General features: G+C 72.3%; 23 protein-coding genes. 5 read left to right on the forward strand and 18 right to left on the reverse strand.

The window, feature by feature from the left end; translation table 11 throughout:
• Nucleotides 1-5 precede the first annotated feature (5 nt).
• Both HCK04_RS10050 and HCK04_RS10055 read right to left on the reverse strand, forming a co-directional pair.
• On the reverse strand, nt 6-455 hold the full coding sequence (locus HCK04_RS10050; protein WP_142646903.1) for a DUF3237 domain-containing protein: 450 nt from the start codon (nt 453-455) through the stop codon (nt 6-8).
• Nucleotides 452-1,633, reverse strand: a complete 1,182-nt coding sequence (locus tag HCK04_RS10055) for a flavin-dependent oxidoreductase (RefSeq protein ID WP_142646904.1) — start codon at nt 1,631-1,633, stop codon at nt 452-454. Before HCK04_RS10055 ends, HCK04_RS10050 begins: the two co-directional genes overlap by 4 nt.
• A gap of 85 nt (nt 1,634-1,718) precedes the next feature.
• Between HCK04_RS10055 and HCK04_RS10060 the strand changes: the two genes are divergently transcribed.
• Both HCK04_RS10060 and HCK04_RS10065 read left to right on the forward strand, forming a co-directional pair.
• Complete coding sequence (locus HCK04_RS10060; protein WP_205830056.1) at nt 1,719-2,261, forward strand: MarR family transcriptional regulator; 543 nt, start codon at nt 1,719-1,721, stop codon at nt 2,259-2,261.
• 111 nt (nt 2,262-2,372) lie between these two features.
• Nucleotides 2,373-2,567, forward strand: coding sequence for a hypothetical protein (locus HCK04_RS10065; protein ID WP_142646905.1), 195 nt, complete (start codon nt 2,373-2,375; stop codon nt 2,565-2,567).
• Nucleotides 2,568-2,590: 23 nt separating this feature from the next.
• Here the strand turns inward: HCK04_RS10065 and HCK04_RS10070 are convergent, their stop codons facing one another.
• The 4 genes from HCK04_RS10070 to HCK04_RS10085 all read right to left on the reverse strand — a co-directional run bounded on the left by HCK04_RS10070 (nt 2,591) and on the right by HCK04_RS10085 (nt 8,124).
• Nucleotides 2,591-3,016, reverse strand: coding sequence for a DoxX family membrane protein (locus tag HCK04_RS10070; protein WP_205830057.1), 426 nt, complete (start codon nt 3,014-3,016; stop codon nt 2,591-2,593).
• Nucleotides 3,017-3,122: 106 nt separating this feature from the next.
• The gene (locus HCK04_RS10075; RefSeq protein WP_142646906.1) at nt 3,123-5,966 is read right to left on the reverse strand and encodes an FAD-binding and (Fe-S)-binding domain-containing protein; all 2,844 of its coding nucleotides are present in this window, start codon (nt 5,964-5,966) and stop codon (nt 3,123-3,125) included.
• Between the two features lie 39 nt (nt 5,967-6,005).
• A complete protein-coding gene (locus HCK04_RS10080) occupies nt 6,006-7,019 on the reverse strand; it encodes an alcohol dehydrogenase catalytic domain-containing protein (RefSeq protein WP_221889893.1) in 1,014 nt (337 codons plus the stop codon).
• Nucleotides 7,020-7,101: 82 nt separating this feature from the next.
• Nucleotides 7,102-8,124, reverse strand: coding sequence for an SMP-30/gluconolactonase/LRE family protein (locus HCK04_RS10085; RefSeq protein WP_142646908.1), 1,023 nt, complete (start codon nt 8,122-8,124; stop codon nt 7,102-7,104).
• Nucleotides 8,125-8,412: 288 nt separating this feature from the next.
• On the opposite strand from HCK04_RS10085, the gene HCK04_RS10090 reads away from it, so the two are divergent.
• Nucleotides 8,413-8,856 carry a nuclear transport factor 2 family protein gene (locus HCK04_RS10090; RefSeq protein WP_205830058.1) on the forward strand — a complete coding sequence of 148 codons (444 nt, stop codon included), beginning with the start codon at nt 8,413-8,415 and terminating at the stop codon, nt 8,854-8,856.
• 532 nt (nt 8,857-9,388) lie between these two features.
• Here HCK04_RS10090 and HCK04_RS10100 read toward each other — a convergent pair.
• The 5 genes from HCK04_RS10100 to HCK04_RS10125 all read right to left on the reverse strand — a co-directional run bounded on the left by HCK04_RS10100 (nt 9,389) and on the right by HCK04_RS10125 (nt 13,920).
• A complete protein-coding gene (locus HCK04_RS10100; RefSeq protein WP_142646909.1) occupies nt 9,389-10,036 on the reverse strand; it encodes a 4'-phosphopantetheinyl transferase superfamily protein in 648 nt (215 codons plus the stop codon).
• A gap of 151 nt (nt 10,037-10,187) precedes the next feature.
• The gene (locus tag HCK04_RS10105; protein WP_142646910.1) at nt 10,188-11,156 is read right to left on the reverse strand and encodes a TerC family protein; all 969 of its coding nucleotides are present in this window, start codon (nt 11,154-11,156) and stop codon (nt 10,188-10,190) included.
• A 166-nt stretch (nt 11,157-11,322) separates the two neighbouring features.
• A complete protein-coding gene (locus tag HCK04_RS10110) occupies nt 11,323-11,631 on the reverse strand; it encodes a helix-turn-helix domain-containing protein (protein WP_142646911.1) in 309 nt (102 codons plus the stop codon).
• 689 nt (nt 11,632-12,320) lie between these two features.
• Nucleotides 12,321-13,283 (reverse strand): glutathione S-transferase C-terminal domain-containing protein, encoded by a 963-nt coding sequence (locus HCK04_RS10120; RefSeq protein WP_142646912.1) that lies wholly within the window; start codon nt 13,281-13,283, stop codon nt 12,321-12,323.
• A 163-nt stretch (nt 13,284-13,446) separates the two neighbouring features.
• A complete protein-coding gene (locus HCK04_RS10125; protein WP_142646913.1) occupies nt 13,447-13,920 on the reverse strand; it encodes an SPW repeat protein in 474 nt (157 codons plus the stop codon).
• 188 nt (nt 13,921-14,108) lie between these two features.
• On the opposite strand from HCK04_RS10125, the gene HCK04_RS10130 reads away from it, so the two are divergent.
• Complete coding sequence (locus HCK04_RS10130; protein WP_142646914.1) at nt 14,109-14,303, forward strand: CsbD family protein; 195 nt, start codon at nt 14,109-14,111, stop codon at nt 14,301-14,303.
• Nucleotides 14,304-14,847: 544 nt separating this feature from the next.
• On the opposite strand, the gene HCK04_RS43485 is transcribed toward HCK04_RS10130, so the two are convergent.
• Nucleotides 14,848-14,973, reverse strand: a complete 126-nt coding sequence (locus tag HCK04_RS43485; protein WP_260617182.1) for a hypothetical protein — start codon at nt 14,971-14,973, stop codon at nt 14,848-14,850.
• A gap of 715 nt (nt 14,974-15,688) precedes the next feature.
• Entirely contained in the window at nt 15,689-16,354 is a 666-nt protein-coding gene (locus HCK04_RS10135) for a hypothetical protein (protein WP_142646915.1), read from the reverse strand.
• A gap of 177 nt (nt 16,355-16,531) precedes the next feature.
• Between HCK04_RS10135 and HCK04_RS10140 the strand changes: the two genes are divergently transcribed.
• On the forward strand, nt 16,532-17,116 hold the full coding sequence (locus HCK04_RS10140; protein WP_142646916.1) for a DJ-1/PfpI family protein: 585 nt from the start codon (nt 16,532-16,534) through the stop codon (nt 17,114-17,116).
• 33 nt (nt 17,117-17,149) lie between these two features.
• On the opposite strand, the gene HCK04_RS10145 is transcribed toward HCK04_RS10140, so the two are convergent.
• Genes HCK04_RS10145 through HCK04_RS10165 form a run of 5 tightly spaced genes read right to left on the reverse strand, consistent with a single transcriptional unit; the run spans nt 17,150 to nt 21,792 of the window.
• A complete protein-coding gene (locus tag HCK04_RS10145) occupies nt 17,150-18,151 on the reverse strand; it encodes a M24 family metallopeptidase (RefSeq protein WP_240971243.1) in 1,002 nt (333 codons plus the stop codon).
• Entirely contained in the window at nt 18,148-19,083 is a 936-nt protein-coding gene (locus tag HCK04_RS10150) for an ABC transporter ATP-binding protein (protein ID WP_142646917.1), read from the reverse strand. The genes HCK04_RS10145 and HCK04_RS10150 overlap by 4 nt, the downstream gene beginning before the upstream one ends.
• Nucleotides 19,080-19,898 carry an ABC transporter ATP-binding protein gene (locus HCK04_RS10155; RefSeq protein ID WP_168065791.1) on the reverse strand — a complete coding sequence of 273 codons (819 nt, stop codon included), beginning with the start codon at nt 19,896-19,898 and terminating at the stop codon, nt 19,080-19,082. Before HCK04_RS10155 ends, HCK04_RS10150 begins: the two co-directional genes overlap by 4 nt.
• Nucleotides 19,895-20,770 carry an ABC transporter permease gene (locus HCK04_RS10160; protein ID WP_260617183.1) on the reverse strand — a complete coding sequence of 292 codons (876 nt, stop codon included), beginning with the start codon at nt 20,768-20,770 and terminating at the stop codon, nt 19,895-19,897. Before HCK04_RS10160 ends, HCK04_RS10155 begins: the two co-directional genes overlap by 4 nt.
• Nucleotides 20,767-21,792: an ABC transporter permease gene (locus HCK04_RS10165; protein ID WP_260617184.1), complete on the reverse strand. Its 1,026-nt coding sequence runs from the start codon at nt 21,790-21,792 to the stop codon at nt 20,767-20,769. The genes HCK04_RS10160 and HCK04_RS10165 overlap by 4 nt, the downstream gene beginning before the upstream one ends.
• Between the last annotated feature and the right edge of the window lie 3 nt (nt 21,793-21,795).

The following is a 21,795-nucleotide window of genomic DNA, read 5'->3' on the forward strand; positions in this document are numbered from 1 at the left end:
TCAGGTCAGGTCAGGGCGTAGGCGTCGTAGCGTACGGCGGTGGCCACGCGGGCGGCCGAGGCCACGGCGAGGGTGCGGTTGAGCCACAGATATCGATCGTCGCCCGTCTCGAAGCGGCAGAACAGCCGGAAGTAGTACTCCGACGGGTCCACGTCTTCGCCGCGCCCGAGGCGGTCGAGCACCTCGGGGGAGCCGTGCCTGACTCCGCTGGTGGTGATGTAGATGTGCGCGCCGTCGTGGGTGCGCAGCGTGTAGCGCGTGTCGATGCTGATCATGCCGTCGGCGTGGACGACCTGCCAGTCGGCCCCGCCGGGCAGCACGGTTCCCGACAGGCGGGGACCGTCGAACGTGCCGCCCACGATGTTGACCACACGGCGGTGGCCCCAGTGCGAGTCGCCGAGGTCGAGCACGGGATCGAGATCCACGTGGAAGGTGGCGAGCGGTTCGAGGTTCACGAGGCGGCACTCCGATCTACGCTCCACGAGGGGCGTTCGCTGAGCGAGGCGGGGTCGAATCCGGCGGTCCGCTTGTAGGAGGCGGCGATCTCCGCCCGCTCCTCGTGGGGGATGACCTGATCGATGTCGTCGAACCCTTCGGGCGCCCGCTCGTGGGCGAGCTTCATGACGACCTCCGGGCCCATCTCGCGGTTGGACAGCTGAAGCGCCGTGGTGGCCGGCCGGCGCAGCTCCTCGTACGCCGCCAGGTCGCCCTGGGCGAGGGCGTACGCCAGCACGCGGGCGTCGATGATCGCCTGGGAGGCGCCGTTGGAGCCGATCGGATACATGGCGTGCGCCGCGTCGCCGAGGAGCGTGATGCCGTCGAAGGTCCAGCGGGGCAGGGGGTCGCGGTCGACCATCGGGTACTCGTACGCGGTCTCGGCCCCGGCGATGATCCCGGGCACGTCGAGCCAGTCGAAGCGCCAGTCGGCGAAGTGCCTGCCGATCTCGGTCAGGTCGGCCGGGCGGTTCCAGTTCCCCCGGTCGGGGGCCTCGCCGTCCAGCGGCCGCTCCGCGATCCAGTTGATCAGTGTGCGTTCGCCGGTCTCGATGGGGTAGGCGACGAACTTCTGCGTGCCGTCACCGGCCATGATCATGGACCGGCCGGTGAGGAACGGCTCGCCGTAGGTGACGCCCCGCCACAGGACCAGGCCGTTCCACGGCGGCGGACCCTCATCGGGGTAGAGATGGGCGCGCACGGCCGAGTGGATCCCGTCCGCGCCGATCAGCAGGTCCTCGTCGCCGGGACCGGTGATCCTGCTGCCACTCCGCACGGAGTCCGGGCCGAGCCGCTCGACGACCGCCTCCAGCAGGAGCATCTGGAGCGTCCCGCGATGGACGGAGTATTGCGGCCAGGCGTAGCCCGCGGCCAGTCCCCGGGGCTCGGACCAGATCGGCGTGCCGTAGCGGTTGAAGTAGGCCAGTTCGGCCGTGGCCACGCCGATCTCCGCCAGCCGGTCGGCCAGCCCCAGCTCGGTCAGCTCCCGTACGGCGTGGGGGAGGAGGTTGATCCCGACGCCCAGCGGCCGGATCTCGGGGGCGGCCTCGTGCACGGTCACGTCTTCGAACCCGGCCGCGTGCAGGCTGAGCGCGGCGGTCAGCCCGCCGATGCCTGCTCCGGCGATGACGATGCGCACGTGGGCCTCCGGGGAGAAATGAGGAGAAGTCGTTATGGCCGAAACAATATTCACGGCACTCCTGCGGCTGCGCAAGACTTGACCGATGGACAGCGAGCCCGGCATCCGGCCGGATTCCGGCGCGGCCACGCCACCCGACCTGCGGTACGCCGCCTACGCGCGCGAGCGCCTGGCGGAGATGTCGCCTCCGGCCGACGCGGAGGCGTTCGCGCTGGCCTATCACCTGCTCCAGCTCGCCTACGTGCTGGTCACCGACCTGGAGACCCGTATCCACCGGCCGCGCGGTCTGACGCTGCCCGGTTTCCGGCTGATGTTCAAGCTCTGGCTGCTCGGCCCCACCCAGCCCGTACGGCTCGCCGAGATCTCCGCCATGTCGAGGTCCGCGGTGACCAACGCCGTCAACACCCTCGAACGCGGCGGCCTGGTCGAACGGCGACCGGTGCCCGACGACGGCCGCGCGGTGGTCGTCGCGCTGACCGAGGCGGGCGAGGCGGCCGTGCGTGAGGCATTCGCCGAGCAGACCCGCAGGGAGCGGGAGTGGTTCGCCTGCCTCGGCCCCGCGGAGCGCGAGCAGATGACCGCCCTGCTGGCCCGCATCCTCCATACCCGCCCGGCGGATCTTCTGTAGCCAGGGACGAACATCGGAGGGGACGAACCGGGGCAGTTGTCCCGAAGCTACGCGTACAGTTCTCGCAGGCGTCCCCCGGGACGTGCCCGCTTCATCGTGAGGACCGTACCAGTGGCCGTTTCCGAGCAGTTCCCGCCGTTCGAGGCACCGGACGACGCCGCCGCCGGGGACGAGCCCGGTGCGGAGCCGGACCCGTTCCCGGGCGACACGCACTGGTACGACCTGCCGGACGACGACGCCGCGCCGGAGGAGGACGAGCCCCTCACGCTGGTGAGTCGTCTGCGGCGCGCGCTGCGAGCGCTCTGACGCGCTTCCCCGAGGGCGGCGGGTCAGCCGTCGCGCCGCCGGGTCGCGGCGTCGGCGAGCAGCCCGAGCCCGACGCCCAGCATCCACACGTCCTTGCTGATGCCGATGCCCGCCGGGGTCGGCCAGATGCTGCCGGGCTTGTGCAGCGCGGGCGTACGCAGGTAGAGCGCGACCAGGCTGCCGGAGAATCCGGTGAGCGCGGCTCCGGCGAGCGCGGCGGGCACGAACGGCGTCAGGAGAGCCACGCCCGTCGCGATCTCGGCCGCGGACAGCAGTTTGAGGAACCGGCGCGGCGGGATGTTCTTCAGGAACGGAAAGGCGTTGGCGGCCGTGCCGTGGAGCCCGGCGGCCTGTTCGTCGCCGCCCTTCCACTTCTCCAGGCCGGAGTGCAGGATGTACGCACCCGTGGCCACCCGCCCCGGCACCTCCCGGGCCTTCATGAACTTCATCGACACTCCCGTCCGATCTGGTGTGTTATGTCCGGCCGCGACGATACTCGCCCGGCGGGCGACCCCGGTGTCCGGGGCCCTCGGCAGGAGACGGCCTCAGCGCCCCTCAAGCGGTGATCGTGTCGAGCAGTTCGAGCAGGTGGTGATAGGTCTTCCCGGTGGCGCGGGTCATGCCGATCTCGCACGTACGGTTGACCGACGCGTGCGCGGCGAAGCCGCCCTCGGCCACCGAGGCGGCCTCGGCGCGGGTGGCGGAGGCGGTCAGCTCGGGATGCAGCAGCCCACGGTCGCCGGCGAAGGCGCAGCACTGCCAGCCGTCCGGGACGACGACCCGCTTCGCGACCACGCCGGCGATCTTGGCGATGGCCGCGTCGAGACCGAGCCGGGTGGACGAGCAGGTCGGGTGGAGGGCCAGCGAGGCCAGCCGGCGGTCCTCCGGCGGCTGCGGCAGCCGCGGCAGCACGTGGTCGGCCACGAAGGTCACCGCGTCGAGCACCCGGACGGCGGGCGAGGCCGCGCCGGTGGCCGGTCCGGACCCCGCGGCGGTCAGCCGTTCGAACCCCTCCGTGCACGAGGCGGCGTCGCTGACGACCGGAAGCCTGCCGCCGTCGGTCGCGGTCAGGAGCGCATCGCGCACCCGGCGGCGCATGACCTCATAGCCGTCGCCGAAGCCCTTCGAGGACCACGGGGTGCCGCAGCACAGGCTGCCGACGCCCTCCGGCACGTGCAGCCGCAGGCCGGCCCGCTCGGCCAGCCGCAGCAGCGCGGCCATGACGCCGGGCCCGCCGTCGGCGGGGGCGAACATGGTGTTCAGGCACGACGGCACGTAGACGGCGTCGGCTTCGCGATGCGGCGCCGCGCGCCGGGGCGTGCCGCCGCGCGGCAGGTCGCGGCTCCACTGGGGAACGGCGTCCGGGCTCACGACGGCGCGGGCGGCCCGGCCGGCGCCCTCGGCGAGCCGGGCCGGGGACGCGGCGGCGATGTCCATCGCGAGGTCCATGGCCCGGGTCACCGCGTCCCAGTGCTTCGCTGCGGACTTCCAGCCCGCCCGCGCGGTGCGGCCGTGCCGCTCGGCGCGCAGGCGTTTGGTGAGGTCGCCGGTGTTGATCAGGACGGGGCAGGCGGTGGCGCACATGCCGTCCACGGCGCAGGTGTCGATGGCGTCGTAGCCGTACTCCTCCTCAAGCTGCCGGGCGAGGGCGTGGTCGCCGGCCGCTTCGGCCGCGGCCAGCTCGCGGCGCAGCACGATGCGCTGGCGCGGTGTGGTGGTCAGGTCGCGGCTGGGGCAGACCGGTTCGCAGTAGCCGCACTCCACGCACCGGTCGACCTCGGGCTCGACGGTGGCGACGGGCTTTAGGTCACGCAGGTGCGCCTCGGGGTCGTCGGTGAGCACGACGCCGGGGTTGAGCGTGCCGCCGGGGTCGCACAGCCGTTTGACCTCCCGCATCACCTCGAACAGCTCCTCGCCGTACTGGCGGCGTACGAAGGGGGCCATGACCCGGCCGGTGCCGTGCTCGGCCTTGAGCGTGCCGCCACGCGACAGCACGGCGTCCACCAGGTCTTCGGTGAAGTCGGCGTAGCGCCCCAGATCGGTGCCGAAGCGCTCGTTGAGCATGAAGTGCAGGTTGCCGTCCTTGGCGTGTCCGAAGATCACGCTGCGCTCGTAGCGGTAGCGGTCGAACAGCTCGGACAGCTCGTCACAGAGATCGGCCAGCGTGGGCACCGGGACGGCGACGTCCTCCAGCAGCGCGGTGGTGCCGGACGGCCGGGCCCCGGCGGCCGAGGCGTACAGGTTCTTGCGGATGCGCCACAGGGCCGCGCGGCCGGCGCTGTCGCCGCTGAGCCGGGCCGGAGCGGCGAGATCCATCCCGGCGAAGACCTGCCCGGCCTCCCGCTCGCGCCGGGCGAGCAGCTCGGGGTCGGACTCCTGCCACTCCACCAGCAGCGCCGCGTGATCGCGCACCTCCAGCGTGCGCAGGACGTCGTCGGCGCCCGGGTCGGTCGCGGCCACCCGCAGCGATTCGGCGTCGAGCAGTTCGATGGCGGCGGGCCCGGCCGTGACGATCTCCGGCACGGCGGCCATCGCCTCCCGCAGCGTCGGGAAGACGATCAGGCCGGTCGTGGCGAGGCGGTGCAGCGGCACCGTCCGCAGCACGGCCTCCGCGACGAACGCCAGCGTGCCCTCACTGCCGATGACCAGGTGGGCGAGGATCTGCGCCGGGCCGTTGTGATCGAGGAAGCTGTTCAGGCCGTAGCCCATGGTGTTCTTGATGGAGAACTGCGCCTTGACCCGGCGTACGGAGTCCGGATTGCCGCGGATCCGGTCGCGCAGCCGTTCCAGCCCCTGGGCCAGGTCGGGTTCGAGGGCGTGCAGGCGCGCGTCGGCGTCGGGTGCGCCGGTGTCGATCACGGTGCCGCTGGGCAGCACCAGCGTCATCGACTCCAGCGTCCGATAGGTGTTGGCGTGGGTGCCGCAGGTCATGCCGCTGGAGTTGTTGGCGACGACCCCGCCGATCGTGCACGCCGACTCGCTGGCCGGGTCGGGGCCCAGCCTGCGGCCGTACGCGGCCAGACGGGCGTTGACCTGCCGCAGCACGGCGCCGGGCTGCACCCGCACCCGCTCACCGCCGTCGAGCACCTCGACACCCCTGAAGTGGCGGCGGGTGTCGACGAGCAGATGACTCGTGACGCCCTGCCCGGACAGGCTGGTGCCGCCGGAGCGGAAGGTCAGCGGCAACCCGGCCCGCATCAGCGCCGCCACCTGCGCGGCGCTTTCCGGCACCACGACCGCCTGCGGCGTCAGCAGGTAGTGCGAGGCGTCGTGGGCCATGCCCAGCCGGTCGCTCACCCGGGACCGGGTGATCGCCGGCACGGCGGCCTCCACCGCCGCCAGCACGGCGGGGTCCGCCGGGGCGATGCGGTGGGGGGGATCCACGTGGATGAGGCTCATGATGTGAACGCTTCCGTCCGGGGCGGCGCTGCGCCCCCTCTATCGCCGAGGGTCGATGTGGATCTTCGGGCCCGGGCCCGCGCCGGCCGGGCGGCGCCCCGCCAGCACACCGGCGGCGTCGTCCAGGCCGACGGTGGCGGCCACGAGCGGGCGGGCGTCGACCGACCCGTCCGCGTACGCCTCGATGGTCCCGGCCAGACCGGCCGATCCGCTGAGCACGCCGACGGCGGTGACGTCCCTGAGCGCGAGGTCGCGGGTGTCGATGCGGCTGGGAGACCCCGCGAGACCGACATAGACTACCCGGCCCGCGGGCCTGACCAGGTCGAGCGCGAGCGCCGGCAGGTCCGCCGCGTTGGACGCGTCGACCACGGCGTCCCACCGTAGTGACGGCAGTGACGCGCGGGTCCACGCGCCCGCGAAGCCGAGGTCGCGGGCCGGCCGGAGCGTGGGCTCGTCGCGGCCCATCAGGTGCACGTCGGCGCCCCTGGCCCGCGCGAGCAGCGCGACCAGCAGGCCGATCGTGCCCGTGCCCAGCACCAGCAGCCGGTCGCCGGGGTGCACGGCGACCCCACGTACGGCGCGCAGGGCGCTGCCGCCGGGTTCGACCAGCGCGCCCAGCGTCGCGTCGATCGTCTCGGGCAGCGCATGCAGCGCCCCCGCCGGTACGGCGAGCCGCTCGGCCAGCGCCCCCGGGAAGCCCCGGCGGATGCCGATCTCCGCCCGGTCGGGACAGACGTGCTGCAGCCCGTCACCGCAGAAGCGGCAGCGCCCGCAGCCCAGCATGGTGTCGCCCGTGACCCGGCGGCCCAGCCAGCCGGGGTCGACGCCGTCCCCGAGTGCCGTGACGACGCCGCACCACTCGTGGCCCGGACGCAGCGGATACCAGGCGTGGCCGGAGTGCAGATAGCTCATCTCGCCGGTGAACAGCTCCACGTCGGTGCCGCAGACGCCGACCCGCTCGACGTCGACGACCACCTGCCCGGGCGCGGCGACCGGTGGTTCGACGTCCACGACCTCGGCCCTGCCGGGGCCGGTGATGACCAGTGCCCGCACTACCGGACGCCGGGGACGGGCGCGACGGCGCCGATGCCGGGGTGAGGCAAGGTCGTGTCTCCTCGGGAAGGATGAGGATTCGTCATCGCGGCGGAGCCCAGTAGGGCGTCGCCAGGCCGCGTACGCCCACCCGGGCGGTGAACAGGTGCCCGGACCCGGGGTGTTCGGCCACATCGACGTCGTTGGTGGACGTGGTGATGACGAGGACGTCGAGGTCCGGCCCGGCGAAGGCGGGGCAGGTGACGTTGGGCGTGCCGACCTCGACCACGGCGAGCAGGCGGCCGCCCGGATCGCGGCACTCCACCCGGCCGCCGCCGAAGAACGCGATCCACAGGTTGCCCTCGGCGTCGGCGCACATTCCGTCGGGCATGCCACCGGTGAGCCGGAACAGTTCCCGCCGCGGCCCGGTCCGCCCGGTGGCCGGGTCGTAGTCACGCTCCCACACCACGTGCGGCGTGCTGTCGATGCTGTAGAGGCGGTCGCCCTCGGGGCTCCAGGCCAGGCCGTTCGACAGGGTCAGGTCCTCATCGAGGAGGACGCAGTCCGTGCCGTCGAGGCGGGCCAGCACCTCCTGGCCCTCCCGGTCGTCCAGCGCCATGCTGCCGATCAGGAAGCGCCCGGCCGGGTCCACGGCGCCGTCGTTGAGCCGGCTCGGCGCGCCGGGCGGCAGCACCCGGGCCAGCTCGGTGCGGCGGCCCGCGGCGTCGACCCGGGTGAGGACCTCGCGCTCGGCGACGACGAGCTGCCCGTCGGCGGATACGGCGACCGCGCCCACCGTGTTGCCCGCCGTGGTGCCCGCCGTGGTGCCCGCCGTGTCGTCCGCCGTGGTGCCCGCCGTGGTGCCCGCCGTGTTGCCCGCCGTGTTGCCCGCCGTGTTGCCCGCCGCGGTGCCCGCCGCGGTGCCCGCCGTGTTGCCCGCCGCGCCGAAGGTGTGCGCGGCGGTGGCGGTGATCGTGCCGGTCTCGGGGTCGAGCCGTCCCTCGTGTACGGCTCCCGCGTTGATGTCCACCCACAGCAGGCGCTGCCTGACGGGGTCCCACACGGGGCCCTCCCCGAGGGCGTACACCTCGCCGGAGGCCCGGGTGGCGGCGAACTGCCTGGTCATAGGGCCTCCCGGCCGACGGGGATCGCGTGGACGGACGGCGGGCCGCCGGGAACCGCCCGCGGCGGAGCGAGCGGAAGCAAGGTCATGTTCCGGATACTAGAGCCGATTTCGGGCGGGAGAAAAGGTCCTCCGGGATCTTTCGGGCGGAAGAAACGGCGGGTCGGCCTCACGCGGGCTCGCGAGCCTGCCGTTCGTCTCGCAGGCGACGGCGGTATGGGCCCGCCAGAAGGCGCCACGTTACCGTGGTGTCGTAGGAGCCGGTGATGGTCGCATTCAAGGGGAGCGAAGATGATCGCCACCGCTCGAGAGGTCAAAGATCGGGTGATCGCGGCTCTGAACGATCACGATATTGAAGTAGTAATGCAGTATTTCGCCCGAGACGCCGTCTATGTCGGGCCGGTGGGCCCGGCCGAGGGACGCGAACAGATCGCCTGGTACTTCGAGCACCTGCTGCAGGCATTCCCGGATCTGCAGATCACACCGTGGTGCAAGGTCCCCGCGTGTGATCCGGCCGTCTCGGCCGTCTCCGAATACGTCATGACCGGTACGCATCTCGGGCCGCTCCTGCTACCTGGTGGGTCGATGCTGGAGGCGACCGGCCAGCGCATCGCGGTCCGCGGCGCGGGGTTGTGCACCATCGAGAACGGGCTGATCGTCAGCGACCGCGACTATTACGACCAGTTGGAGCTCTTCAGCCAGCTCGGCCTCTGCCTGCCGGAGGCCGTCGCCTGACGCCCTCGGCCCTGGTCTGCCGTCCCCCATCGCGACCGGGTCGTGCCGGCGCGCGCCGTCTGCCCGCCGTTCCGGCTCATGGTTCACGGGCCCATCGACCCATGCCTCGGCTCCTAGGCTGATGACGGCGACTGACATCGGTGCTACGTTGATGGCAGTCACTGACATGGCTGGAGGCGGGCGAGCACTTCTCCTGGCTGGGCGGCATGATCGGGCTCGACTCCCCGGCGACGAGCGCACTGACCCGTGAACTGCTGGGGTGGCAGCCGGTGCAGCCGGGGCTGATCGACGACCTCGACAAGGGCCACTACTTCCGCGCGAAGTGACCATCGTGAAGTGACCCCGTGAAGTGACCCCGTGAAGTGACCCCGTGAAGCGACCGCCGAGCGATGAGCGGTGGCAGGAGACCACGCGGGCGCGCCAGGTGCGGATCCACAAAGCGGGGTCGTCAGAGCGGGGTCGTCAGAGCGGGGTGGTCAAAACAGGGTCGTCAGAGCGAGGTCGTCACAGCCGTATCTTCATAGCGGGATCGTCAGGGCCGGGGGAGGGTGATGGAGGTCGCGATGTGCCCGCCGCGCACCGTCCACCGGCCCGGCAGGACGTCCGTCCCGACGGCCGGGTCCGCGGCCAGGAGCCGGGCGCGGAACGTGCCCGAGGGCTCGATGTCCACGACCGCCTCGGAGAAGTCGAGCCAGCGGCGGGTCAGCGGGAACCACACCTTGTAGACCGACTCCTTGGCGCTGAACAGGATCCGGTCCCAGCAGACCTCGCCGTCCGCGTCGCTCATCACCCGGAGGGCGGCGATCTCCCCGGGGGAGGCGATCGTGGGAAGGACCCCGTCCGGGAGGGGTTCGTGCGGTTCCGCGTCGATGCCGACGGCGCGCGCGACGTCGGCGGAGGCGACGGCCGCCGCGCGATAGCCCGAGCAGTGCGTGATGCTGCCGACCGTGCCTGCGGGCCAGATCGGGGCGCCTCGCTCGCCGCGCGGGATCGGCACCGGCGCAAAGCCGATTCGGGCGAGCGCGAGCCGGGCGCAGTGGCGTCCGGTGACGAACTCCCGCCGCCGCCGGTCGACGGCACGTGCGATGAGCGGTCTCTCCTCCGGGAACAGCGTGTCCTCCGGCACGTCGCCGAACTTCTCGGCCGACGCCACCCACGAGGGCAGGATCTCGTCGATCATGCGGCCGTCCCCGGCGCCGTCGACATCTCCTCCACCGCCGCGGCCATGTGTGGAGAGTACAGATCCCCGCGCCGCAGCGGAAGATCGATTCAGGCGCCGTACGGCCTGCCGTCCGGGCAGTATGAGGCCGGTGACGGAAGGGGGACGTCCGCTAACGGCGATCCGGGACGGCCGGATCCGTCCCCGCGCGCTCCTCGCGGCGGTTCCGGTACGCGCTCGCGCCCACGGCGGCCACGAGGCAGGCGCAGATGACCACGAGCGACAGCCACACGGGGATCTTGTACACGTCCGCCAGGAGCATCTTCGCGCCGACGAACACGAGGATCGCCGCGAGGCCGAACCGCAGATAGCCGAACCGGTGCATGGCCCCGGCCAGCAGGAAGTACATCGCCCGCAGCCCCAGGATCGCGAACGCGTTGGAGGTGAAGACGAGGAACGGCTCCGACGTCACGGCGAAGATCGCCGGAATCGAATCGACGGCGAAGACGATGTCGCTGGTCTCCACCGCGACCAGGACGGCCAGCAGCGGCGTCGCGGCCCACCGGCCGCCCGTCCGCCCGTCCGCGTCCTGCCGTACGAGGAACCGCTGGCCCTGGTAGGAGCCGGTGACGGGGACGATCCGGCGCATCGCGCGCAGCACCAGGTTGCGGTCGGGGTGCACCTCGATCGCCGAGTGCCTGGCCATCTTCACGCCGGTGTAGAGCAGGAACGCCCCGAAGGCGTACAGGATCCAGTGGAAGTGTTCGAGCAGGACGGCGCCCGCGCCGATGAACCCCGCGCGGAAGACCAGCGCGCCGAGCACGCCGAAGAACAGCACGCGATGCTGCAGCTCGCGGGGGACCGCGAAGTACGAGAACAGCAGCGCGATCACGAAGACGTTGTCGACGGCCAGGGATTTCTCGATGAGATAACCGGCCAGGTATTCCCCGCCCGCCTCGGGCCCCCAGACGAGCCAGACCACGGCCCCGAAGCCGAGTCCCAGCGTGATCCACACGCCCGACCAGCCCAGCGCCTCACGGACGCCCACCACGTGGGCCCGGCGATGGGCGAACAGGTCCACGGCGAGCATGGCGAGGATGACCGCCAGGACCGCGGCCCAGACCCACAGGGGTACGGACATCGTCAACCTCCTCACCGCCGCGTGGGCGGGCTAGGCAGGTCGACGGTCTCCCCGTGCCACCGCCAGCGGTGACCCTCCGCGCCGGGACGCCCTGTGCGGCGGCCGTGATGACGACGCTGAGGAAGCCGGGTACTCCCCCTCGAACTATGTTGAAGTATTCAGGAAATCAGCTTCGTATGTCAACCGTGGACCCGAACAGCTCGAGGAACTCGCCGATGTGGCGGTGCCGCTCGACCGGGTGACGGAACGGGGCCTCAGGGTTGATCGTGTAATGGTTGCGCCGTCCCACGCGCTCCCGGCGCAGGTAGCCCGCCGCCTCCAGGTCCGAGACGATCGCCTGCGCCGCCCGTTCGGTGATGCCGACCGACTCGGCGACGTCCCGCAACCGCGCGTCGGGATCGCGGGACACCGCGAGCAGGACGTGCGCGTGGTTGGTGAGGAACGTCCAGCCGCCCGCAGGGGAGGAGGTGCTCATACCTCATTATGCGATGGACGATTCACGAAACCGAGGTCGGGTCCCGTCCCGACGTCCGCACCCGCCCGGGTCGCGCAGCGCCACGGGCCGTCGGCCGAAGATCATCACTCCCTGTGGAGTGGCTAACATCTCCGACAGAATAGGGCTTCCGCTGTCTTTTGGGGGCTGCACATGGCCATCGACGTCGGACAGGTGCGGGCGGACACGCCGGGATGCGAGCATGTCGTCCACCTCAACAGCGCCGGATCGTCCCTGCCGCCGCGCAGGTGACCGACGCCGTGGTGGATCACCTGCGCCTGGAGGAGCGCATCGGCTGCTACGAGGCGGCCGCCGCCGCCCTCGACCGGTCGGAGCGGACCTACGATGCGGTGGCCGGGCTCGTCGGCGCGGACCGCGACGAGATCGCCCTCGTCGAGAACGCCACCCGCGCCTGGGACATGGCCTTCTACTCCCTGCCGTGGAAGCCGAGCGACCGCATCCTCACCTCGCAGGCCGAGTACGCCGGCAACGCGATCGCCTTCCTGCGGACCGTCCGGCGGGCCGGCAAGATCGGCCTCGGCGTGGCGGCCGAATACGCGCTGAGCCTCGGGCTCGACGTCATCTGCCCCCGCTCGTGCGGTCCTCGGTGCACTACTACGACACCGAGGACGAGCTCGACCGGCTGTGCGAGGCGCTGCCCTCCGCGTGAGCTACAGGCTCCAGTCGATGACCGGACCCGCGGGCACGATCCGAAATGGATTGATCTTCGGGTGGGTGTCGTAGTAGTGCCGCTTGATGTGGTCGAAGTTCGTCGTGCCGCCGAAGGCCGGGTTCGCGTAGAGGTCCCGGGCGTAGCGCCAGAGGTTGGGATAGTCGGCCAGGCGGCGGATGTTCGCCTTGAAGTGGGTCACGTAGACCGTGTCGAACCGGGCCAGCGTGACCCACAGGCGGACGTCGGCCTCGGTGAGCCGGTCGCCGAACAGGTAACGGCCGCCGGCGAGGCGCTCGTCGAGCTCGTCGAGCGTCGTGAACAACGTCGTCACGGCTGTGTCGTACGCCTCCTGGCTCTCGGCGAAGCCGCACTTGTACACGCCGTTGTTGACGTCGGCGTACACGCGCTCGTTGAGCGCGTCGATGTCACCCCGGAGGTCCTCCGGGTAGAGGTCGATGCCCGGCCTGGCCCACCGCGCGAACGCCTGGCCGAGGTCGAGGCTGATGTCGGGGAAGTTGTTGCTGACGATCCGGCCGGTGCGCCGGTCCCACAGCACGGGCACCGACACGTGGCCGTCGTAGCCGGGCTCGGTCGCCTCGTACGCCTCACGCAGCAGCGTGAAGCCGTTGAGCTCGTCGGGGCCGTGGCCCGGGCCCTCGCGGAACGCCCACCCGCGTCCGTCGCGGACGGGATCGACCACGGACATCGACACGACGTCCTCTAGGCCGAGGAGCGCCCGGACGATGACCGAGCGGTGGGCCCACGGGCAGGCCAGCGACACGTACAGGTGATATCGCCCGGGCTCGGCGGGATATCCGCTGCTTCCGTCGGCCGTCACGCGGTCGCGGAACCGATAGACGGGCCGCTCGAACGACCCGTCCGGCCGCGTCGCCGCCTTGATCCCGTAGTCGCCGTAGGTCGCGAAGTCCACCGGACTCGCGACGGGGGCCGTTGTCGTCACGCCGTCACCGTCCTCTCCGTCTCCGACGAGACGAGAGTAACGGGAGCCGGTGACAGGACGGCCATCGTGCCGGCCGCGGCGGCACCGCCGTCCCGGGGACGGCGGTGCCGCGCCTGTGCGCCGGGTGCCCGGTGCGGGCAGGCCGCCGGGGTTCGGGATCCGGTCAGTGGGCCGGTCCCATATGTGCCGATCCCGTACGGAAGCCGCCGGGCCGCCCGCGATCCATCATGCCGAACCGCATGGTCACCAGGCCGAAGAGCAGGATGAGCGCGCCGACGATCACGTTGCTGACGATCGTCGACGTGGTCGCCATGCCTCCGCGGATCACCCAGGGGGCGATGATGGTCCAGATACCGAGCAGCGGGGCGACCCAGGAGATTCCGTAGGTGCGCCCGAACGCCGAGCTGTACCCCATCGCCAGGAGCGCCACGGCCAGGCCGGTGATCAGGTTGTTCACGGCAAGCGGAGTCCGCGTGCCGCTGAATCCGACGATCCACGGTGAGAGCGCTAGATACATACCGCTCAGAAGCGTGAGACCATCGGCGAGCTGCGCGGCGGGATTCGCCGCGGCGGCCTCGTAACGAGCGCGCATCTGCATGATGTCGGGATGCGTCCCGATGTCGGCACCGTGTGTCATACGTCACACCACCCTTCAGAGGTGTGTGCTGTAGTCCTTATTTCTAGCGTACGCCCGATTCGTCACTTTTTCCCGTTTGGGTGGGATTGTGTTTGCGGGGTGGGCGGCGGCGCGCCGTGCGGCGTTTAGCCCCTTCACCTGGGGAAAGGGGGGGTTGGTCAGCTTCTGGAACCGAGAGGAGTGTCCGGATGAGCACGGAGGACAAGTTCCGCAACAAGTCGGAAGAGGTCGTCGGCAAGGCCAAGGAGGGGCTCGGCAAGGTCACCGACAACGAGAGCCTTGAGGCCGAGGGCCGGGCCGACCAGTCCGAGAGCCACATGAAGCAGGCCGGCGAGAAGATCAAGGACGCCGCCGGCAAGGTGAAGGACTCCATCAAGGACTGACCCGCGCCGGGGGCGACGATCCCGCAGGAGGCGACAGGCCGCCACGGGGCCCGTACGAAGGGGTGGGCAACCGTCGCCGGGGGCGAGGGGCCGCCGAGCCGGGGATGATCTCCCGGCGCTCCCGTCCCCGCCGGATGGTGTGCGTGATGGTGTGGAGAACGGCCGGCTCCCCAAGGGGGGCCGGCTTCCGCGTTCACCGGGTGTTCACCTGGCGCGACGATCGCAGCCCGGCAACAGACGACCGGGGCGAAGCAGTCGGCAGGGCTCGGCCGATGGCAGGACGCAGCGGCAGGTGGCGGAGCGTAGCGATCCGCGAGCGCAGGGATGGCGGGCGGCGGGATGCGATGGCTTCGCGGGGCGAGTCAAGCGGCTGTTCGCCGGTCTGATCGTCGTCTGATCGTCGGCTGGTCGCCGGCTGGTCGCTGGCTGTCCGCCCCGGGTTGGTCACCGGGCTGTTCGCCTGGCTCGACGGGCGTCGTCCCGGGGAAGGCCCGTGTTTTCGGGCCGGTCGGCGCCGGCCCGCGACGATGGCGGACGCCTCCGGTCAGGCCGCCTGCGGCATCGGCATGCGGAAGGTCGATGTCAGAAGAGCCTGGAAGAGACGCACGAGCAGCGCCTCCAGGACCATGATGGCCGCCCGGGAGAGTACGGCGGCGAGGAACTCAGACACTTCACACCTCGGTAGGACAAATCGGCTTCTAGGGAAGAGTGACGCACCAACCTCCCAAAACGGCGTAGTTCAGGTTACCGTTCGGTGAACGGTCGATGACCGTTGCGGATACACGTCCCGATCACGCGCATCCGCCGTTGTCCCCGATCATGAAGCCGACCATGAAGTCCCGGGCGTGATACGGCCCCCGCGCGGGCCGCGACAGGGCCCGGAGCGTGCCCCATCATGCATGCGCTCGGGTCGCTCATCGCGTGCATCGCTCAGGCGCCGGTGCCTCTGAGCGCGGGTCCGTCGCGGTGCGGACCGCTCATGCGCGGCATGACTCACGCGAGGATCAGTCAGGCGCGGGTCGGTCAGGCGCGGGTCGGTCACCCGTGGTCGGCCATGCGCCGATCAATCGCGCATGCGGATCAGCCGGGCGCGTGGGTCCCTCGCGTTCGCGGGTAAGGCACGCGCGTGGATCGTTCACCGGCCGACCCGTGTCGGCCGTGCCGGTCGCCGCGCAGCGGCCGGCACCGCTCGCCTGTTGCTCGCCCGCCGGCCGTCCGGCCGGATGCCGCCGCATATCTACGGATGTCGCCGAATGCCGCCTCATGTCCCTCGGGCGCGCGCCGCAGCGTCCGATCGTGCGGTGACAACGTGCCGATGATCGCGCGCGCCGAGCACACGCCGATCGCGCGGTGCCGCGGGCGCGGACCGCGCGAGGCGCCCCGCGTTACTTGGCGCCGGCCCTGGTGCGCCGGGCGGTGGTGGTGGCGGGAGTCTTCGCCTCGCCCTTGGCCGTGGTGCTTCTCCGCCCGGCCGTCCGGGCTGCCGGCGTCGCCGGCTCCGGCATGGCTCCGGCCCCGGTTGCAGCCGTTCTCGGCGTGGTCCGCCCGCGGGTCTCCTTCTGTGCGGTGCCGAACGGTGACCAGCGCTGCTCCCGTCCCCTGGCGCGCTGGGCGATCATCGTGCCCGCGCCGATCGCCGCCGCCACCGGCCACTCCAGGATGCCGAGCGCGGCCAGCGCGCCGAGCCCGCCGTAGTACATGATCCGCTCCGGCGGCGGCAGGAACGTGCGGGCGACGTCCATGGCGTGCCCGACGTCGCGGCCGCTGATGTGCGGCATGCCCACGTGCGGCAGGTGCATCTCGGGCGCCCGGAACTGAACGCGCATGAACGGCAGGTTCAGGTTCAGCTGGGGCCGGTGCTCCTCTTTCATCTCCATGCTCTTGCCGGCGCGCGGAGCCGGAGTGGGCGTGGTTCGCGTGGTCGTGGGCCGCGTGGTCGTCGTCCGGGCGCGGGTCGTCCGGCCCCGGGCGGTCGTCGTGCCGGTCGTGGTCGTGCCGGTCGTGGTCGTGCCCGCCCTGCTCGTGCCCGGCGTCGCCTCGGTCGTGGTCATGGATCCTCCCCGATGACGTGTCCCGACGCGGATCGCTGCCCGACCCGCGAGAGCTTCGGGAAAATGACCTTTCTATCCTCTATCGAGCCTCCTGGGGTTGCTGGTGCTGATAGCGACTATTTGCCCAGTCTTGCCGGTGCTTTCGTCTCCGTACGCCCCCTGCGCGAGGATGGCGGCATGACACGGATTGGGATCTTGCTGTTCGACCAGGTGGAGGAACTCGACGCGGTGGGCCCCTGGGAGGTCTTCGGCGTTTGGGCGAAACTGCGCCCCGACGAGGCGGAGGTCGTCGCCTTCGCGACCGAGGCGGGAGCCGTACGGGCGTCGAAGGGGCTGACGCTGCACGCCGACAGGTCGGCGGCCGACGTCGGTCACCTGGACGTCTTCCTGCACCCGGGCGGCGCGGGGACCCGTCCCCAGCTGAAGGACCCCGACCACCTCGCCTGGGTGCGGGACCTGCGCGGACGCGTGCCGCTGATGACCAGCGTCTGCACGGGGTCGCTCGTCTTCGCCGCGGCCGGGCTGCTGGCGGGCCGCCCGGCGACCACGCACTGGGGCGCCCTCGACCTGCTCGCCGAGCTCGACCCGACCATCGACATCCGTCGCGAGGACCGCTTCGTCGACGACGGCGACGTCGTCACCTCGTCCGGGGTGTCGGCGGGCATCGACATGGCGCTCCACCTGGTGGCACGGCTCGCGGGGGCCGACCGGGCCCGCGAGGTGCGCCGGCACATGCAGTACGACCCCGAGCCCCCCGTCTGACGGCCCGCCCGGCGATCCCCCGGGTGAGCCGGTCTACCGGTCGAGGACGTGGAGCGCGCGGGAGCCGGTGCTGAGCAGCTCCGGGCCGTCCTCGCCGCACACGACCACGTCGGCCACGCGGGCGCCGAAGAGCTCGGGCAGATAGATGGCGGGCTCCAGGCAGACGGTCATCCCGGGCTCGAACCTCTCCCCGGCCGCCAGCCAGGGCCCCTCGGCCGGGCTCAGTCCGATGCCCCGGCCGGCGCGGGCGGCGGCGTAGTCGCCGTAGCCGCTGCCGTCGATGACCTCGCGGGCGACGGCCGCGGCCTCGGCGCACGCCACCCCGGGGCGTACGAGGTCGACGGCGGCCCGCTGCGCGGCGAGGACGACCGAATACATGGCGTCGAAGTCCTCCGGCGGCTCGGCGACCGCGAAGACCCGGGCGACCTCGGCGCAGTAGCCGTTCCAGCGTCCGCCGATCGAGACGAGCAGCGCGTCGCCGGGGTTGATCACCCGTTCGCACGGCCGGTGGCGCGGGTCGGCGGAGTGCTCGCCCGCCGCGACGAGCACGGAGGGCGTTCCCTCGCAGCCGGTCTCGGCGAGCATCGCCCGCAGCCTGCGTGCCATCCCCAGCTCGGTGGCGCCGAACCAGGCCGGCTCGCGGGCGGCGAGCAGCACGGCGTCGGCCGCCGCGGCGGCGTGCCGCATCGCGGCCACCTCGTCGGCCCGCTTGCGCAGGCGGAGCGGCGCGAGCACGGCAGAGGCCAGCACGAGCTCCGCGTCGAGGCGCAGCGCGAACAGCTCGGCGGCGGGCATCTGCGGGTCCACCGCCACACGGCGGGCCGACGGCGGCACGAGGGCCGCCGCCTGCGCGGGGTCGCCGGCCTGGGCGGGCGGCCCGTCGAGCGCCACCACGAGGTAACTCTCGCCGTCCGCGCCCGCCGGCGGGCCCGCCCGCAGGTAGCGGAAGTCCGGGGAGGGCCGCAGCACGAGGGCGTCGACCCCCGCCCCGGTCATCCCCGCGCGTACGTCCTCCAGCATGAGCGGGTCGATCATGACGCGGGGGACGGCTCCGGCGCGTGCAGCCAGCAGGCCACCGGCCCGAAGTCCGGTTCCTTCTCCCGGCACACGTCCATGGCCAGCGGGCAGCGGGGATGGAACCGGCAGCCCGCCGGGGGATCGGCGGGGTCGGGCACGTCCCCCGGCAGCTCGGCGGGCAGCACGCCCGCGCCGTCGGGGGAGGGGATCGCGGCGAGCAGCGCCCGCGTGTACGGGTGCCGGGGGTCGGCCCACACCTCGGCGGTCGGCCCGGTCTCCACCACCTTGCCGAGGTACATGACCGCGATCCGGTCGGCGATCAGCCGTACGACGGACAGGTCGTGGCTGATGAACAGCAGGCCCGCGCCGGACTCCACGGCGAGGTCGCGCATCAGCCGGGCCACCTGCGCCTGGGCGGAGGCGTCCAGTGCCGAGATCGGCTCGTCCCCGATCAGCAGCGACGGCCGGGCGGCGAGCGCCCGCGCGATCGCGACGCGCTGCCGCTGCCCGCCGGAGAACTCGTGCGGATATCGGCCGGCGAAGTCGCGCGGCAGCCCGACCCGTTCGAGCAGGTCGGCGGGGCTGGCCGCGGTGTCGCCCGCGGTCCGCAGCCCGTCGGCGATCTGCGCGCCGACGCGGCGGCGCGGGTTCAGCGAGGAGTACGGATCCTGGAACACCATCTGCACGCCGGTGAGCGCGGGGTCCCTGCGGCGCAGCCCGAGGGGCGTCACCGGCCGCCCGCCGACGCGGATCCGTCCGGAGGCCGCGCCGTGCAGCCCGCACACAGCCCTGGCCAGGGTGGACTTGCCGCATCCGGACTCGCCGACCAGGCCGACGACCTCGCCGGCGGCGACGTGCAGGCTGGCCCCGGCCACCGCTCGCACGACCGGGCGGCCCGGCGTGCGGTGCTCCACGACCAGGTCCTCCACGGACAACAGGGGGGTGGTCATCGTGACTCCTCCGCGGGCGGCACGGGCAGGGCGTCGAGCAGCGAACGGGTGTAGGGGTGGCTCGGCTCGCGGAGCACCCGGCCGCGCGGGCCGGTCTCCACGACCAGCCCGTCCTTCATCACGCTCACCTCGTCGGCCACCGCCGACATCACGCCGAGGTCATGGGTGACGAGCAGGACGGCGAGGCCGAGGTCGTCGCACAGGCCGCGCAGCAGGCGCAGGATCCCGGCCTGCACGGTGACGTCGAGCGCGGTCGTCGGCTCGTCGGCGATGAGCACCTCGGGCTCGCAGGCCAGCGCGACGGCGATGGCGATGCGCTGCCGCATGCCGCCGGAGAACTGGTGCGGGTAGCGCTTCAGCGCCTCCTCGGGGCCCGGGATGCGCACCTTGGCGAGCAGACCGGCGGCCCGCTCCCGCGCATCCTTCCTGCCGACGCCCAGGTGATGGCGCATGTGCTCGGTGAGCTGCCGCTCCACCGTCAGCATCGGGTGCAGGCTGGTCGCCGGGTCCTGGAAGACCATGGCGATCTTCGCGCCGCGCACCTCGTTGAGCTCGCGGGCGGGCATCTCCAGCAGGTCACGGCCGCCGAAGGCGATCCGTCCCGACGCGCGGGAGCCGTGGGGGAGCAGGCCGAGCACGGCGAGCCCGGTCATGGTCTTGCCCGAGCCGCTCTCGCCGGCGAGGCCGTGCACGCGGCCTGCCTCCAGGGTCAGGTCGACGCCGTGCAGGACGTCGTGGCCGCCGATCGAGACCCGCAGCCCTTCGATCGTCAGCGCCGCCTTCTTCGGTGCCGCCGTCTTCGATGCGGCAGTCACAGTGCACGCTCCTTGATCGCCCGGGCGGTACGCGGGTCGAGCGCGTCGCGCAGCGTGTCGCCGAGGAAGTTGAACGCGAGGACGACCGTGAGGATCGCGAGCCCGGGGAACGTCGCGACCCACCAGCTGTCGAAGACCTCCACCCCTCCGGCGACCATCGCGCCCCACTCGGGCGACGGCGGCTTGGCGCCGAGCCCGAGGAACGACAGGCCCGACAGCAGCAGCAGCGCGGTGCCGATGTCGAGGGTGGCGAGCACCAGCACGGGCCCGGTGACGTTGGGCAGCACGTCCACCCGCAGCGACCGCCAGGCGGAAAAGCCCAGCAGCCTGCCGCTCAGCACGAACTCCCGCTCCCGTACGCCGAGCACGAGGCCGCGGGTGACCCGCGCGTACGCCGGCCAGGCGACGACGAGCACGGCGAGCACCGCGTTGCCGAGGCTCGCGCCCAGGGCGGCGGCGACGACCATCGCGAGGATGACGGTGGGGAAGGCGAACACGAGATCGGCCAGGCGCATGATCGTCTCGTCCACCCACCGGCCGAAATAGCCCGCGCAGGCGCCGAGCAGGCCCCCGATCACCACCGACAGCGCCACCAGCAGCAGCGTCAACGGGATGGACACCCGTGCTCCGTACATGATCCGGCTGAGGATGTCGCGGCCGAGCTGGTCGGTGCCGAGCCAGTGGCCGGGGCCGGGCGGTGCGAGCCGGGGCAGCTCCTGCGCCAGCGGGTCGTGCGGCGCGAGCACCGGCGCGGCCAGCGCGACCACGATCCAGACCACCGCGACGACGGTGCCGACGACCGCCAGCGGACGCCGCCACGCCTGCGGGAGCCGGCTCGCGCGGGTGCGCGCGAACAGGCCGGCGCGCTTCACGAGACCCTCACTCTCGGGTCGATGACGCCGTACAGCACGTCGACGACCAAGTTGATGACGAGGTAGACCACGCCCACCACGAGGCCGACGCCCATGACGGCGGGCAGGTCGAGGGTGGTGGCGCTCTTGTAGGCGTACTGGCCGACGCCCGGCCAGGCGAAGACGGCCTCCACCAGCACGGTGCCGGACAGCAGGCTGCCGAACGCCAGGCCAGCCACGGTGATGACCGGCACCAGCGCGGGGCGCAGCACATAGCGGAACAGCACCACCCGGCCGGGCAGGCCCTTGGCGCGGGCGGCGCGCACGTAGTCCTGCCCGAGCACCTCCAGCACGGCCGAGCGGGTGAACCGCGTGAGCAGGCCGATCGTGTAGAGGGCCAGCACGAGCGCCGGCGCGGCCAGGTGGCCGACCGCCGAGGAGAACACGTCCCACTGGCCGGACAGCAGGGCGTCGACCGTGTAGAGGCCGGTGACCTGCGGCGGCGGGGTCATCCCGGGATCGATGCGGCCGCTGCCCGGGGTGATCTGGAGCCGGAAGAAGAACACGTAGAACGCCACGAGCGCCAGCCAGAACGTCGGCACCGAGATGCCGATGAGGCTGAGCACCCGCAGCACGTGGTCGGAGATCCGGTCGCGGCGCAGCGCCGCGATCACGCCGAATCCCACGCCGAGGATCAGCGAGACGAGGATCGCGGCCCCGGCCAGCTCCAGCGTGGCCGGCACCGCCTCGGAGAGGTCGTCGAGCACCGGGCGGTGGCTCTGCTGGCTCGTCCCGAGGTCGCCGTGCAGCAGCCCTTCGAGGTGCAGCAGGTATTGCTGCGGCAGCGGCCGGTCGAGGCCGTGATCGGCGCGCCACTGGGCCACGATCGCCGGGTCGCCGAGCGCCCGCTGGCCGAGGTTGGCCGCGACCGGGTCGCCGGGCACCAGGTTGGTCAGCACGAAGGTGACCAGCGTGATGCCCAACGCCAGCAGCACCGCCGTGAGGACGCGCCGCACCAGGAACCGGGCGAGCGGACTGCGCACCGC

The organism is Microbispora sp. CL1-1 (assembly GCF_012034195.1).
Taxonomy (GTDB): domain Bacteria; phylum Actinomycetota; class Actinomycetes; order Streptosporangiales; family Streptosporangiaceae; genus Microbispora.

Coding starts and splice junctions, on each gene's coding strand:
- HCK04_RS10075 (WP_142646906.1), bottom strand. CDS start 5,966: ATGAGCCTCATCCACGTGGATCCCCCCCACCGCATCGCCCCGGCGGAC.
- HCK04_RS10085 (WP_142646908.1), bottom strand. CDS start 8,124: ATGACCAGGCAGTTCGCCGCCACCCGGGCCTCCGGCGAGGTGTACGCC.
- HCK04_RS10150 (WP_142646917.1), bottom strand. CDS start 19,083: ATGACCACCCCCCTGTTGTCCGTGGAGGACCTGGTCGTGGAGCACCGC.
- HCK04_RS10105 (WP_142646910.1), bottom strand. CDS start 11,156: ATGTCCGTACCCCTGTGGGTCTGGGCCGCGGTCCTGGCGGTCATCCTC.
- HCK04_RS10145 (WP_240971243.1), bottom strand. CDS start 18,151: ATGATCGACCCGCTCATGCTGGAGGACGTACGCGCGGGGATGACCGGG.
- HCK04_RS10060 (WP_205830056.1), top strand. CDS start 1,719: ATGGACAGCGAGCCCGGCATCCGGCCGGATTCCGGCGCGGCCACGCCA.
- HCK04_RS10090 (WP_205830058.1), top strand. CDS start 8,413: ATGATCGCCACCGCTCGAGAGGTCAAAGATCGGGTGATCGCGGCTCTG.
- HCK04_RS10140 (WP_142646916.1), top strand. CDS start 16,532: ATGACACGGATTGGGATCTTGCTGTTCGACCAGGTGGAGGAACTCGAC.
- HCK04_RS10130 (WP_142646914.1), top strand. CDS start 14,109: ATGAGCACGGAGGACAAGTTCCGCAACAAGTCGGAAGAGGTCGTCGGC.
- HCK04_RS10135 (WP_142646915.1), bottom strand. CDS start 16,354: ATGACCACGACCGAGGCGACGCCGGGCACGAGCAGGGCGGGCACGACC.
- HCK04_RS10125 (WP_142646913.1), bottom strand. CDS start 13,920: ATGACACACGGTGCCGACATCGGGACGCATCCCGACATCATGCAGATG.
- HCK04_RS10100 (WP_142646909.1), bottom strand. CDS start 10,036: ATGATCGACGAGATCCTGCCCTCGTGGGTGGCGTCGGCCGAGAAGTTC.
- HCK04_RS10110 (WP_142646911.1), bottom strand. CDS start 11,631: ATGAGCACCTCCTCCCCTGCGGGCGGCTGGACGTTCCTCACCAACCAC.
- HCK04_RS10070 (WP_205830057.1), bottom strand. CDS start 3,016: ATGAAGTTCATGAAGGCCCGGGAGGTGCCGGGGCGGGTGGCCACGGGT.